The sequence below is a fragment of the Chromobacterium haemolyticum DSM 19808 genome (genome assembly GCF_000711885.1).
GTDB classification, from domain to species: Bacteria; Pseudomonadota; Gammaproteobacteria; order Burkholderiales; family Chromobacteriaceae; genus Chromobacterium; species Chromobacterium haemolyticum.
The window spans coordinates 87,155-100,020 of the sequence record NZ_JONK01000004.1; the positions used below are offsets into that span (position 1 = coordinate 87,155).

Below are 12,866 nucleotides of genomic sequence, written 5' to 3' on the forward strand. Positions count from 1 at the left end.
CAGTTCTAACTGCGTCCGGCAAGCAAGGGTACGAATTTCACCGGGTCCAGCCGGCTTTTCTGCAGGCCTTGCGCGGTTTTCTCTATCAGCCACAAGTACTGTTCCTCTTCGCCTATCGGCATGATCATGCGGCCGCCGTCGTTGAGCTGTTCAACCAGGGCCTGGGGGATATTGCGCGCGGCGGCGGTCATGATGATGCCGTCGAAGGGCGCGGCCTCGGCCAGGCCGAAGTGGCCGTCGCCGTGAACCAGGCGGGCATGCACTAGCTTGGCGGCGCGCAAATTGCGTCTGGCTTTGTCAAGAATGGCGCCCAAGCGTTCAATGGAGTAGACCTCGGCGCCGGTCTTCAGCAGCACGGCGGTCTGGTATCCGCAGCCGGTGCCGATCTCCAGAACCTTGCCCGGCTTCTTGCCATTCAACAGGATTTCCGTCATCCGCGCCACGGTGAAGGGCTGGGATATCGTCTGGCCGTGGCCTATGGGCAGCGACACGTCGTCATAGGCGCGGGTGGCCAGCGCCTGGTCTACAAACAGGTGACGCGGCACGTCCGACATCGCGGTCAGCACGCGTTCGTCGGCCACGCCGTTTTGGCGCAATCGCTCGACCATGCGGCGTCGGGTGCGGTCGGAAAGCATGCCGTAGGCCGGCTGGCCCGGCGTCAGCTGTGGTGTAGCCATGTTTTGATTCCGTCTAGTTGGCCATAGGCGGTTAAATCCAGCATGAGCGGCGTCACTGAAATATCGTTGTTGGCCAGCGCGCCGAAATCCGTCCCCGCGCCGGCGTCTTGCACATTGCCGACCGGTCCTACCCAGTATATCGTCTCGCCGCGCGGATTCTGAGACTTGATCACCGGCTGCGCGCAGTGGCGGCGGCCCAGGCGGGTGACGGTCAATTGACCCAGTGCTTCCGGGGCGATGTCGGGCACGTTGACGTTGAGCAGCACGGGCTCGCGGAACGGGGTCCGTTTGCAGCGTTCCACCAGTTGATCGACGACCAGCCCGGCGCTGGCGAAGTGCTGGCCGCTATAGCCCGCCAGCGACACCGCGATGGAGGGGATGCCCAGCATGAAGCCTTCGGTGGCGGCGGCCACGGTGCCGGAGTACAAGGTATCGTCGCCCATATTGGGGCCGTGGTTGATGCCGCTGAACACCATGTCCGGTTTGAAGTCCAGCATGCCGGTCACGGCGAGGTGCACGCAGTCGGTGGGGGTGCCGTTGACGTAGTGAAAGCCGTTGGCGGCCTTGCGCACGGTCAAGGGGCGATCCAGGGTCAGGGAGTTGCTGGCGCCGCTGCGGTCCCGCTCCGGCGCGACAATGACGACTTCGCCGTGGCGGGACAGGGTTTGCGCCAGCATGGCCAGTCCCGGAGCGAAATAACCGTCGTCGTTGCTGATGAGAAACTTCATGTTGTCTTTCTATTGTTTTGGCCGGCAAAGGTGGCCCGGCTGATTGTATCGCTCCAACGATGACGCGGAAAAGTCCGGCGTGGAAGACCGATAAACAAAACCCGCCGGTGGGCGGGTTGGGGAAGGCGGCTCAGGCGTAATAACGCTGGCTGAATTCCAACATGCGCTCGATCGGCAGCCGCGCCGCGTCCATTTGCTCCCGGTTGAGGTAGTCGATGCGCAAGCCCACGCCCTGTTGCGCGCGCTTCACCGCTTCTATGGTGTTCATCTTCATGTACGGACAGGAGTTGCATTGGCAGCCGGCGTAGATCGGCGCCTGGCGCAGGTCCAGATCTGGGCGGGCCAGACCCATGTTGTAGAGGATGCCGTCTTCGGTAGCGACAAAGATCACCGCGTCGGAGCTGCCGGAGAATTGCTTGACCCAGTTGAGCATGCCGGAGGTGGAGCCTACGTAGTCGGCCTTCTTCAGCACCGGCAGCGGGCTTTCCGGGTGGGCGATCAGATATTTTTCCGAGCCGGCAACCGCGAAGGCCTCGTCCAGCGCCGCTTCGTTGAATTTGTCGTGCACTTCGCACACGGCCGACCACAGCGGCATGTTGTAGCCGTACTGGTAGTTGAGGTAGCCGCCCATATTGCGGTCCGGCGAGAAGATTACTTTTTTGCCTTCGGCGTACAGGTGGGCAATGATGTCGTCGACATTGCGGCTGGTGACGATCCAGTCGGACAGCGCTTTATGCTCGGCGCTGGAGTTGATGTAGGACACGTGCACGTGATCCGGGTGCTGCTTGCGCCATTTGGCCAAGGCGGCCACGTCGGTCTGGGTCACCAACGAGCAGGTGGAGCCCGCGTCGGGCAGAATCACTTCCGCCTGGGGATTGAGAATTTTCGCGGTTTCCGCCATGAAGCGCACGCCGGCAAAAACGATGATGTCGGCATTGGCTTCCTTGGCGTACAAAGAAAGCTCCAGGCTGTCGCCAACCTTGTCGGCCATTTGCTGGATTTCAGGCTGGGTATAGTAATGAGCAAGCGTGACGACGCGTTTCGTCATGATGGGTCGACTCCCGCCGCCATTCGGCCTCTGATGTAACCAGAGCGTGGGCGACTTTGTGCGGTGCAGTAAAGAGCTATTGCTAAACAGTAAAGATTAACAATATTGTAGTGTCCGCGCCAGTCCATTCTTGTTAGGCCGCTTGCGGCGGAGCGGAGCCAGATGGATTCGGCTTGCCGGAGGTCAATATGACGTCAAGGTTCAGTCTGCATGATGATGGCTCGGCGGGCGGCGAGCACGACGACGAGCACGATTACAATCACCCGCATCGTCATCCCCATGGCGGGGTGACGGGGGCCGCGGCGCGCGCCGCCAGCATGCGCGCTTTGCGCTGGGTGGCGCTGCTGACGGTAGGTTTTGCCTGCGTGGAGGCGGTGGGCGGCTGGATGACGGGGTCCCTGGCCCTGCTGTCCGACGCCGGCCATATGCTGACAGACTCCATATCGCTGCTGCTGGCCTTGTGGGTTGCGCATATAGGCCGCCGTCCGGCGGACGAGTCGCATTCCTTCGGTCATGGCCGCGCGGAGGTGATCGGCGCGTTTCTGAACAGCTTGTTCATGTTCGGCGTCATCGTCTTCATTTCGGTGGAGGCGGTGCGGCGTTTGCTGGAGCCGCATCCGGTCAACGGCCTGGGCGTGATGGGCATCGCGGTGGTGGGCTTGATGGTGAATGTGCTGGCCGCGTGGATTCTGAGCCGCGGCGCGCACAGTTTGAACAGCAAGGCGGCGCTGCTGCACGTCATGGGAGATTTGTTGGGCTCGCTGGCCGCGATCGCGTCCGGGGCCATTGTGTTTTGGACCGGCTGGACGCCGGCGGACCCGATCTTGTCCATGCTGGTGGCCTGCCTGATCCTGTCGTCGACTTGGAGGTTGTTGCGCAAGTCGTTGGCGGTGTTGATGGAAGAGGTGCCGGCGGAGCTGGATTTCAACCGCATCGGTCGCGCCTTGGGCGGCATCGCCGGGGTGAGGTCGGTGCATGATCTGCACATCTGGACCATGGCTGCCGACCGCGTGGCCTTGTCTGCGCATTTGCAGGTGAGCGCGCCGCAGGATTGGCCGCGCATCCTGGCCGCCTGTCAGCGCATGCTGTCGCGCGAGTTCGGCATCGATCATGTGACTTTGCAGCCGGAGTGGCCCCTGCCGCCGCCGGCGGGGAAAACCGTGCCGGTTACCATTATTTCCGAGGATAAGCATCAATGAGGCCGCATTACCTGACACCGTTGTTTTCGCCTCGCAGCGTAGCCGTGATCGGCGCCAGCGACACGCCGGGCTCGATCGGGCAGGCGGTGTTCGCCAATCTGCTGGCGGGCAACTTCCAGGGCAAGCTGTTTCCGGTCAACCTCAACCACAAGGTGGTGGCCGGGGTGCCCGCGGTGGCTTCGGTGCGCCAGATCAGCGAACCCGTGGACCTGGCGGTGGTGGTGACCGCCACGCGGACTTTGCCGGCAATCATGAAGGATTGCGGCAAGAAGGGCATCAAGGCGGTGCTGCTGGCCAAGGAGTTCGCGGACAGCGAGCAGCTGGAGCGGGAGATCATCAACGAGACGCTGTCGATCAGCCGTCATTTCGGCATCCGCATCCTAGGGCCCAACGTGCTGGGCCTGATGCGGCCGGTGGCGGGCTTCAATGCCAGCAACTACACCAGCAAGGTGAGGCCGGGCAATCTGGCGCTGGTGTCGCAGTCGTCGGCGTTGTGCACGGCGATGCTGGACTGGGCGGACAGCAAGGGCATCGGTTTTTCCAGCGTGATTTCGGTGGGCAACGCCTTGGACGTCGGCTTTGGCGAAATTCTGGATTACCTGGTGGCGGACAACTTCACCCAGGGCATTCTGTTGCATGTCCACCACATTCACGACGCGCGCCGTTTCATGTCTGCCTTGCGCGCCGCGGCGAGGACCAAGCCGGTGGTGGTGATCAAATCCGGGCGTTACGAAGACGCGGTGACCGGGGTCACACACTCAAGCAATCTGGTGGAAAGCGGCGATGTGTTCGACGCCGCGCTGGCGCGTGCAGGCGTGCTGCGCGTGGACACCATTGCCCAGTTGTTCACCGCCGCCAAAGTGCTTGCCGCCAACTACCGGGTGGGCGGCAAGCGGTTGGCCATCGTCACCAACGGCATCGGCCCCGGCGTGCTGGCCGCGGACAGCGCCTATTCCAACCGGGTGGAGCTGGCCAAGCTATCCGACGCCACCATGGAACTGCTCAACGGCGTCTTGCCGCGCAATTGGTCGCGAGGCAATCCGCTGGACATCATCGGCGACGCCAGTCCCTCGCGTTTTCGCACCGCGGTGAAGGCCTGTTTGGACGATCCCAATGTGGACGGCGTGATGGTGGTGTTTACTCCACAGGCCGGCACGGATCACCTGACAACCGCGCAGTTGATGATTGGCTTGCAACGCGAATCCAGCAAGCCGCTGTTTTTGTCCTGGCTGGGCGACGCCAAGGTGTCGGAAAGCCGCGAACTGTTTTCCAAGGCCAAATGCGCGCACTTCCGCGCGCCGGAGTACGGCATTGAGGTATTCCGCAATCTGGCGGCCTACCAGCGCAACCAGCAGTTGCTGTTGCAGACCCCGGGGCCGCTGGAAGGCAAGCGCGCGGATCCGGATGTGGCCAAGGCGCGCAAGGTCATCGCCGCCGCGCTGAAGGATGGGCGGGATATCTTGTCCGAGCGGGAGTCAAAGGAAGTGCTGGCCGCTTTTCAGATCCCGGTCAATCCCACCCGGCTGGCGCGTACCGCCAACGAGGCGGTCAAGCAGGCCGACAAGATTGGTTACCCTGTGGTGCTGAAGATCGATTCGCCGGACATTATTTATAAGTCCGACGTTGGCGGAGTGGAACTGAACATCAGCAACGAGGCGACGCTGCGCGAGGCATTCGACGCCATCATCAGCCGCACGCGGCAGGCTAGACCGGAGGCGCGCATTGACGGGGTCTCGGTGCAGCCGATGCGCAAGCGCCGCTTCGCCCGCGAAGTGATGGTGGGCGTTACCCACGACGAGGCCTTCGGTCCAGTGATCACTTTCGGCGCCGGGGGCATCGCGGTGGAGGTGATGCACGACCGCGCGCTGTCGCTGCCGCCGCTCAACGGTTATCTAGTGGCCAGCATGATCCGCCATACCCGCATCGGCCAGTTGCTGGGGGCGTTCAAGAACCTGCCGGCGGTGGATCAGGACGAATTAGAGGATGTGCTGCTGCATGTGTCGGAAATGGTGTGCGAACTGCCGGAACTGCGCGAAATGGACATTAATCCGTTGGTGGCCGACGAGCAGGGGGTGATCGCGCTCGACGCCCGCATCATCGTGCGGCCGCGGCGGCCGGATTTGAAGCGCTACGGTCATATGGCGATCATGCCTTATCCCAGCCACATGGTGGTGTGCGCCAAACTGAACGACGGCACCAATGTAATGGTGCGGCCGGTGCGGCCGGAAGATGCGGATATGCAACAGGAGTTTGTGCGCAATCTGTCCGAGGAAAGCCGCTACAACCGCTACCTGTCCAGCATCAAGCAATTGTCGCAAAGCATGTTGGTGCGTTTCACCCAGCTGGATTACGACCGCGAAATGGCGTTGGCGATGACGCGGGAACACAAGGACGGCGAGGAAATGCTGGCGGTGGCCCGCTTCATCACCGATCCGGACAACGAAGGCTGCGAGTTCGCGCTGGAAGTGGCCGACCGTTGGCAGGGCAAGGGCATAGGTTATTTATTGATGAGCGCCTTGTTCGACGCGGCGCGCGAGCAGGGCCTGAAAGTGATGCGCGGCGAGGTGTTGGCCGGCAACAAGGGTATGCTGAAACTGATGCACAAGCTGGGGTTTTCCGTTGAGCCTCACCCGGAAGACCGGGCCCTGACCATGGTGTCCAAGAGCTTGTAACGGCGGGCTTGACAGCCGTCTTGCATTAAGCGCTTGCAAGATAAGGGAAAACTGACCTAAAATCGTGGGCTTTTCTACATACCGTTTTTATTCAAGGACAATCGACAATGGTAGTGATTCGTCTGGCACGTGGCGGCGCCAAGAACCGTCCGTTCTACAACATCGTGGTGACCGATTCCCGTAACCGTCGTGACGGTCGCTTCATCGAGCGCGTTGGCTTCTACAACCCGGTTGCCAACGAGAAGCAAGAGCGCGTCCGTTTCACCATGGACCGCCTGAACCACTGGGTAGGCGTTGGCGCTCAAGTTTCCGACGCCGTTGCCAAGCTGCTGAAAGAGCAGAAGGCCGCTGCCTAAGCGTTCGTTGATACATCAACTGACGGACTAGGCGCATGCGCAGCGAAGATCTCGTAGTGATGGGGTTTGTGCGTGGCGCCTTTGGTGTCAAGGGCTGGGTAAAAGTCCAGGCCGACACCGAATACGCTGACGGTCTGTTCGACTACCCGGTCTGGTGGCTGGGCAAGGAGAACGACTGGAGGCCGTACACATTTGAAAATGGCGCTCTCCAGCCCAAGGCGCTTGCCGCCAAGCTGGAAGGCGTGGAAGACCGCGATGCGGCCGAAGCCTTGCGCGGCATGCAGATCGCTGTGCCGCGCGCAGAGTTGCCGGCCGCTGAAGAAGGCGAATACTACTGGGCTGATCTGATCGGCCTGGAAGTCGTCAATCAGCAAGGCGAAGTGCTGGGCAAAGTCAGTGAATTGATGGAAACCGGCGCCCATGATCTGTTGGTAGTGCAGGGCGCGGACGCTCAGCGCATGATTCCCTTTGTGGATCAGTATGTGCTGGAAGTCCAGCTTGCCGAAGGCAAGATCCAGGTGGACTGGGGTCTGGACTACTGATGCAAATCGACGCGGTAACGCTGTTTCCGGAGATGTTCGATTCCATCGCCCGCTTTGGCGTTAGCCAGCGGGCGCTTGATTTGGGCATTTGGGGTTTTCAGGCTTGGAATCCTCGCGATTTCACGCACGACAACTACCGCCGGGTTGACGACCGGCCTTATGGCGGCGGCCCCGGCATGGTGATGCAGATTGAGCCATTGGCGCAGTCGATCGCTGCGGCCAGGGCGAGGCAGGCGCAAGCCGGAGCCGAGCGCAGCCATGTGATTTATCTTTCACCCCAAGGCCGTCCGCTTACGCATGAGAAGGCGGCGGAGCTGTCGCAGCGAGCGGGCTTGATCCTGCTGTGCGGCCGCTACGAGGGCGTGGATGAAAGGTTGATCCAGCGCGAAGTCGACGAGGAGATTTCCATCGGCGACTACGTTTTGTCCGGCGGCGAGCTGCCGGCCATGGTGTTGATGGATGCGGTGGTGCGTTTGCTCCCAGGCGTCCTGAACGACGCGCAGTCGGCTTACGAAGATTCATTTGTGGACGGGCTTCTTGATTGTCCGCACTATACCCGACCCGAAGACTATCAGGGCATGCGGGTGCCGGATGTGTTGTTGTCCGGTAATCATGCGCTGATCGCTAAATGGCGGCTGAAACAGGCGCTGGGCAGGACGATGCAACGTCGCCCGGATTTGCTGCAAGGCCGTATTTTGACAAAACAGGAATCTCGGCTGCTGGCGGAGTACCAGCAGGAACAAGATCTCCAGAAAAACCAGGAGTGAATCATGGATCTGATCCAGAAACTCGAGCAAGAAGAAATCGCCCGCCTGGGCAAGACCCTGCCGGAATTCGCACCGGGCGACACCATCGTCGTTCAGGTGAAGGTTAAGGAAGGCAACCGCGAACGTCTGCAGGCTTACGAAGGCGTGGTTATCGCCAAGAAAAACGCTGGCCTGAACAGCGCTTTCACCGTGCGCAAGATGTCCGCCGGCGAAGGCGTAGAGCGTACTTTCCAAACCTACTCCCCGCTGGTGGCTTCCGTTGAAGTGAAGCGCCGCGGCGACGTGCGTCGCGCCAAGCTGTACTACCTGCGCGGCCGCACCGGCAAATCCGCACGCATCAAGGAAAAACTGCCGGCTCGCAAGCAAGGTTAAGCCTTGTCGAGTCAGGCTTAGGCTTGATGACGGTTCAAAGCGCAAGGCGATGCCTTGCGCTTTTTTATTGCCGGAGCGTCGGAGGCGGAAAATGGAATACAGCGCGGTAATCGACGCGCCGTTCGGGCAGCTGGGCATTTTGTGTCTCGACGGCGCGCTTGTGAATCTGGAATTCTTGGCTGAGCGGCAAGCTCTCAGACCGCCGATGCCGCGCAGCCTGGAACAAGAGGTGGCGGAGCAACTGCGCGCTTATTTCGTTGATCCGCGTTTCGGCTTCAGCCTGCCCTACCGTTTGCAGGGCAGCGAACACCAACTGCGTGTTTGGGGCGAGATAGAGAGGATTCCTTGCGGGCAGATGAGGCGCTATCAGGATATCGCCACGGCGCTGGGTTCGTCGGCGCGGGCGGTGGGCAATGCCTGCGGACGCAATCCTGTGCCCATCATCGTGCCTTGCCACCGCGTGGTGGCTCGCAATAGCCTGGGCGGCTTTAATCGCTCATTGGGCCGGGAAACCGTCGACATCAAGCAGTGGCTGCTGGCGCATGAGTTTGGGTGTTGAGCAGCGCTAAGATAGGCGCAAGACGGATGTTTTGCGCGCCGTTCTGGATATCTTTACGCTAGGCCCGGCTCGCGCGTGATGAAGAGGTAGGACTTGCGAGGGAATGTTTTGCCGGTGAGTCGGACAAAGACTGAAGATTATTCGGCATGGGTGTTCCGCGCGGGCGGCTTGACGCGCACTTCAGCGGACGACGACAAAATGGATACGAGCAGCGAAGAGATGAAGGCGGCCGAGGAAGCCATCGATGCGTTTTTGGACCAGCTATGGCTGAGCGATGGTTTGTCCAAGAACACCCTGGCCGCGTATCGACGCGATCTTGGCAAGCTGGCCGCGCGTCTGGGAGATAGCGGCGCGCGTTTGACGGAGGCTGGCCCCGAGCAGCTGGAGCAGGCGTTATTGCTTGGGGTGGATCGCGAGAAACCGGCTACCCGGGCGCGGATGGTGTCGGCGATGAAGCGCTTTTATCAATATCTGACGCAGGCGGGGTTGCGCGATGACGACCCTTGCGCCCGCTTACGCGCGCCCAAGCAAGGGCCGCGTTTGCCCAAGTCTCTGTCCGAGCGGCATGTGGAGGCCTTGCTGGAGGCGCCCGATGTGGCCACGCCCTTGGGCCTGCGCGACCGGGCGATGCTGGAGCTGCTTTACGCCAGCGGCCTGCGCGTGTCGGAGCTAGTGGGCCTGACGCTGCAGCAGGTGAACTTGCTGGACGGCTTGGTCAAGACCATGGGCAAGGGCAATAAGGAAAGATTGGTGCCCTTGGGCGAACTGGCTCAGGAGTGGCTGCAGCGCTATTTGGTAGAGGCGAGGCCGCTCTTGTTGGCGGGAGCGGTCTGCGACACCGTGTTCGTGACCCAGCGCAAGGCGGGCATGACGAGGCAGATGGCTTGGCATTTGATTTCGCAGTACGCCAAGCGGCAGGGCTTGCCGTCAGTGAGCCCGCATGTGTTGCGACATGCTTTCGCCACCCATCTGGTCAATCACGGCGCGGATTTGCGCGTGGTGCAGCTCTTGCTGGGGCATTCGGACATATCCACCACGCAGATTTATACCCATGTGGCGCGGGAGCGCTTGAAACAGCTGCACGCCAAGCATCATCCGCGCGGTTGAGACGAAAAGAAAAACGCCCGCTTTAGCGGGCGTTGCGTGTTGCGTAAGCAAAATCAGGCGGGTTCGGGCGTCAGAGCCTGGTGGTCGAATTGCAGCTCTACCTTGTCGTCCACCACGGTGACGGTGACTTCACCGCCGGTGACCAGCCGGCCGAACAGCAACTCGTCTGCCAGCGCCTTGCGCAGCGTGTCTTGAATCAGACGCGCCATCGGGCGGGCGCCCATCAGCGGATCGAAACCGTTCTTAGCCAGGTAGCGGCGCAGTTCGTCGGTGAAGTGGATATCCACCCGCTTCTCGGCCAGCTGCTGTTCCAACTGCATCAGGAACTTGTCCACCACTTGCAAGATGATCTGCTCGTCCAGCATCTTGAACGGGATGATGGCGTCCAGACGGTTGCGGAATTCCGGACTGAACTGCTTCTTGATGTCTCCCATCTCGTCGCCGGTCGCCTTGGTCTGAGTGAAGCCCAGAGTGGGCTTGGACAAAGACTCGGCGCCTGCGTTGGTGGTCATGATGATCACCACGTTGCGGAAATCCGCCTTGCGGCCGTTGTTGTCGGTCAGCGTGCCGTGGTCCATCACCTGCAGCAGCACGTTGTAGATGTCAGGATGTGCTTTTTCGATCTCATCCAGCAACACGACCGCGTACGGATGCTTGTTGATCGCTTCCGTCAGTTGGCCGCCCTGTTCGAACCCGACATAGCCCGGAGGCGCGCCGATCAGCCTGGACACCGCATGGCGTTCCATGTATTCGGACATGTCGAAGCGGATCAACTCCACGCCCAGAATATAGGCTAGCTGGCGCGCCACCTCCGTCTTGCCAACACCGGTGGGGCCGGAGAACAGGAAGGATCCGATTGGCTTTTGCGGATTGCCCAAGCCGGATCGCGTCATCTTGATGGCGCTGGCCAGTCCTTCGATGGCCTTCTCCTGCCCGAACACCACGTTTTTCAGATCGCGCTCAAGGTTCTTCAGCACGTTCTTGTCATCGGACGATACGGTCTTGGGCGGAATGCGCGCGATCTTGGCGACGATGTCCTCGATCTCGGTCTTGTTGATGACCTTTTTCTGCTTGGACTTGGGCAGAATTTTCTGCGCGGCGCCGGCCTCGTCTATCACGTCGATGGCTTTGTCCGGCAGATGGCGATCGTTGATGAAGCGCGCCGACAGCTCTGCCGCGGTGGATAGCGCGGATTGCGTGTACTTGACGCCGTGGTGAGCCTCGAAGCGCGACTTCAGCCCCTTGAGGATTTCCACGGTTTGTTCCACCGTCGGTTCGTTGACGTCGATCTTCTGGAAACGGCGCGACAGCGCGTTGTCCTTTTCGAAGATGCTGCGGTACTCGTTGTAGGTGGTCGCCCCGATGCAGCGCAGGCTGCCGTTGGAGAGGGCGGGCTTGAGCAGATTGGACGCGTCCAGCGTGCCGCCCGAGGCCGCGCCGGCACCGATCAGGGTATGAATCTCATCGATGAACAGAATGGCGTTGCTGTCCTCGGTCAGTTGCTTGATCACCGCCTTCAGCCGCTGTTCGAAGTCGCCGCGGTATTTGGTGCCGGCCAGCAGCGCGCCCATGTCCAGTGCGTAAACGGTGGATTTGGCCAGAATCTCCGGCACTTCGCCGTTGACGATGCGGCGCGCCAAGCCTTCGGCGATGGCGGTTTTGCCCACGCCGGCTTCGCCCACCAGCAGCGGGTTGTTCTTGCGGCGGCGGCACAGGATCTGAACGGTGCGTTCCAACTCGGATTCGCGGCCGATCAGCGGATCTATCTTGCCTTCGCGCGCCTGCTGGTTGAGGTTCTGCGTGTAGTTTTCCAAGGCGCCGCCCGGACCGGTGGCCTGTTCCTCGCTCTCCGCTTCGCCGCTGCTGTCGCGCGGCTCTTGCGGTTGCTGCTGCGAGCGCTGCTTGGTGATTCCATGAGAAATGAAATTCACCACGTCCAGCCGCGAAATGCCTTGCTGGTGCAGGTAGTACACCGCGTGGGAGTCCTTCTCGCCAAAGATGGCCACCAGAATGTTAGCCCCGGTCACCTCTTTTTTGCCGGAAGACTGCACGTGCAGGATGGCGCGCTGAATCACGCGCTGGAAGCCGAGTGTGGGTTGAGTTTCCACCTCCGCCTCTCCAGGCACGGTGGGGGTGTGCTCATCGATAAAATCGCCCAGCTGTTTTTTCAGCTGGTCGATATTGGCTCCACATGCGCGCAGTACTTCGGCAGCCGACGGGTTGTCGGTCATCGCGAGTAACAGATGCTCCACGCTGATGAACTCGTGGCGCTTGCGCCTTGCGTCCATGAACGCCATGTGCAGGCTTACTTCAAGCTCCTGGGCAATCATCAGTTTTCCTCCATAACGCACTGGAGCGGATGCTGGTGCGCTTTCGCATATTGCAACACCTGCTCGACCTTTGTTGCAGCCACGTCTTTGGTATAAACGCCACACACGCCGTGACCTTGCGTGTGGACTTGCAGCATGATGTGAGTGGCCTTTTCGCGGTTCATGTAGAAGAACTGCTGGAGAACCTGGATCACAAAATCCATTGGGGTGAAATCATCGTTCAATAACAAGACCTTATACATCGGGGGTGGGTTTTCCCTAACCCGGGACGCCTCTTGTATGGCATCGTCCTTGAACTGCGTAGACATGTCGGCTTTCGTGGAATCTGCGTCTTACTTCAATTTGGGTTCCCCGAGAGTTTTTTTCAAGGGGACTGGCACTTTTCCTCTTCGACTTGACGATGAGCGGCGGGTTGCGTAGAAATGCAGCTGGTGCTTGGCTTAACTGTTTGGCATTTTTTTGCGCTAGGCAAGCCAGACAACTCTTATTAAGCTCTAAGTTGGTCGGCT

13 protein-coding genes are annotated in these 12,866 nt (G+C 60.7%); 8 read left to right on the forward strand and 5 right to left on the reverse strand.

What is annotated here, in order from left to right; all coding sequences use genetic code 11:
- Nucleotides 1-5 precede the first annotated feature (5 nt).
- From BR71_RS02465 to nadA, 3 genes are all read right to left on the reverse strand, one after another.
- The gene (locus tag BR71_RS02465) at nucleotides 6-677 is read right to left on the reverse strand and encodes a protein-L-isoaspartate(D-aspartate) O-methyltransferase (protein ID WP_043632250.1); all 672 of its coding nucleotides are present in this window, start codon (nucleotides 675-677) and stop codon (nucleotides 6-8) included.
- Nucleotides 659-1,405 carry a 5'/3'-nucleotidase SurE gene (gene surE, locus BR71_RS02470; protein ID WP_019102882.1) on the reverse strand — a complete coding sequence of 249 codons (747 nt, stop codon included), beginning with the start codon at nucleotides 1,403-1,405 and terminating at the stop codon, nucleotides 659-661. Before surE ends, BR71_RS02465 begins: the two co-directional genes overlap by 19 nt.
- A gap of 130 nt (nucleotides 1,406-1,535) precedes the next feature.
- Nucleotides 1,536-2,453 (reverse strand): quinolinate synthase NadA, encoded by a 918-nt coding sequence (gene nadA / locus BR71_RS02475; protein ID WP_043632253.1) that lies wholly within the window; start codon nucleotides 2,451-2,453, stop codon nucleotides 1,536-1,538.
- 188 nt (nucleotides 2,454-2,641) lie between these two features.
- Between nadA and BR71_RS02480 the strand changes: the two genes are divergently transcribed.
- From BR71_RS02480 to xerD, 8 genes are all read left to right on the forward strand, one after another.
- A complete protein-coding gene (locus BR71_RS02480) occupies nucleotides 2,642-3,652 on the forward strand; it encodes a cation diffusion facilitator family transporter (RefSeq protein ID WP_043632778.1) in 1,011 nt (336 codons plus the stop codon).
- Nucleotides 3,649-6,324: a bifunctional acetate--CoA ligase family protein/GNAT family N-acetyltransferase gene (locus BR71_RS02485; RefSeq protein ID WP_019102879.1), complete on the forward strand. Its 2,676-nt coding sequence runs from the start codon at nucleotides 3,649-3,651 to the stop codon at nucleotides 6,322-6,324. Before BR71_RS02480 ends, BR71_RS02485 begins: the two co-directional genes overlap by 4 nt.
- A 107-nt stretch (nucleotides 6,325-6,431) precedes the next feature.
- Nucleotides 6,432-6,680 carry a 30S ribosomal protein S16 gene (rpsP, locus tag BR71_RS02490; RefSeq protein WP_019102878.1) on the forward strand — a complete coding sequence of 83 codons (249 nt, stop codon included), beginning with the start codon at nucleotides 6,432-6,434 and terminating at the stop codon, nucleotides 6,678-6,680.
- A 35-nt stretch (nucleotides 6,681-6,715) separates the two neighbouring features.
- On the forward strand, nucleotides 6,716-7,222 hold the full coding sequence (gene rimM / locus BR71_RS02495; protein ID WP_043632256.1) for a ribosome maturation factor RimM: 507 nt from the start codon (nucleotides 6,716-6,718) through the stop codon (nucleotides 7,220-7,222).
- A complete protein-coding gene (gene trmD, locus BR71_RS02500) occupies nucleotides 7,222-7,989 on the forward strand; it encodes a tRNA (guanosine(37)-N1)-methyltransferase TrmD (RefSeq protein WP_019102876.1) in 768 nt (255 codons plus the stop codon). The genes rimM and trmD overlap by 1 nt, the downstream gene beginning before the upstream one ends.
- Nucleotides 7,990-7,992: 3 nt before the next feature.
- Nucleotides 7,993-8,361, forward strand: a complete 369-nt coding sequence (gene rplS, locus BR71_RS02505) for a 50S ribosomal protein L19 (RefSeq protein WP_019102875.1) — start codon at nucleotides 7,993-7,995, stop codon at nucleotides 8,359-8,361.
- 91 nt (nucleotides 8,362-8,452) lie between these two features.
- Nucleotides 8,453-8,920, forward strand: coding sequence for a methylated-DNA--[protein]-cysteine S-methyltransferase (locus BR71_RS02510; RefSeq protein WP_043632259.1), 468 nt, complete (start codon nucleotides 8,453-8,455; stop codon nucleotides 8,918-8,920).
- Between the two features lie 198 nt (nucleotides 8,921-9,118).
- Nucleotides 9,119-10,027, forward strand: a complete 909-nt coding sequence (xerD, locus tag BR71_RS02515) for a site-specific tyrosine recombinase XerD (protein WP_425265916.1) — start codon at nucleotides 9,119-9,121, stop codon at nucleotides 10,025-10,027.
- 53 nt (nucleotides 10,028-10,080) lie between these two features.
- Here the strand turns inward: xerD and clpA are convergent, their stop codons facing one another.
- Together clpA and clpS are read right to left on the reverse strand one after the other, a co-directional pair.
- Nucleotides 10,081-12,357, reverse strand: coding sequence for an ATP-dependent Clp protease ATP-binding subunit ClpA (clpA, locus tag BR71_RS02520; protein WP_043632262.1), 2,277 nt, complete (start codon nucleotides 12,355-12,357; stop codon nucleotides 10,081-10,083).
- Nucleotides 12,357-12,665, reverse strand: a complete 309-nt coding sequence (gene clpS, locus BR71_RS02525; protein WP_019101854.1) for an ATP-dependent Clp protease adapter ClpS — start codon at nucleotides 12,663-12,665, stop codon at nucleotides 12,357-12,359. The genes clpA and clpS overlap by 1 nt, the downstream gene beginning before the upstream one ends.
- Nucleotides 12,666-12,866 lie beyond the last annotated feature (201 nt).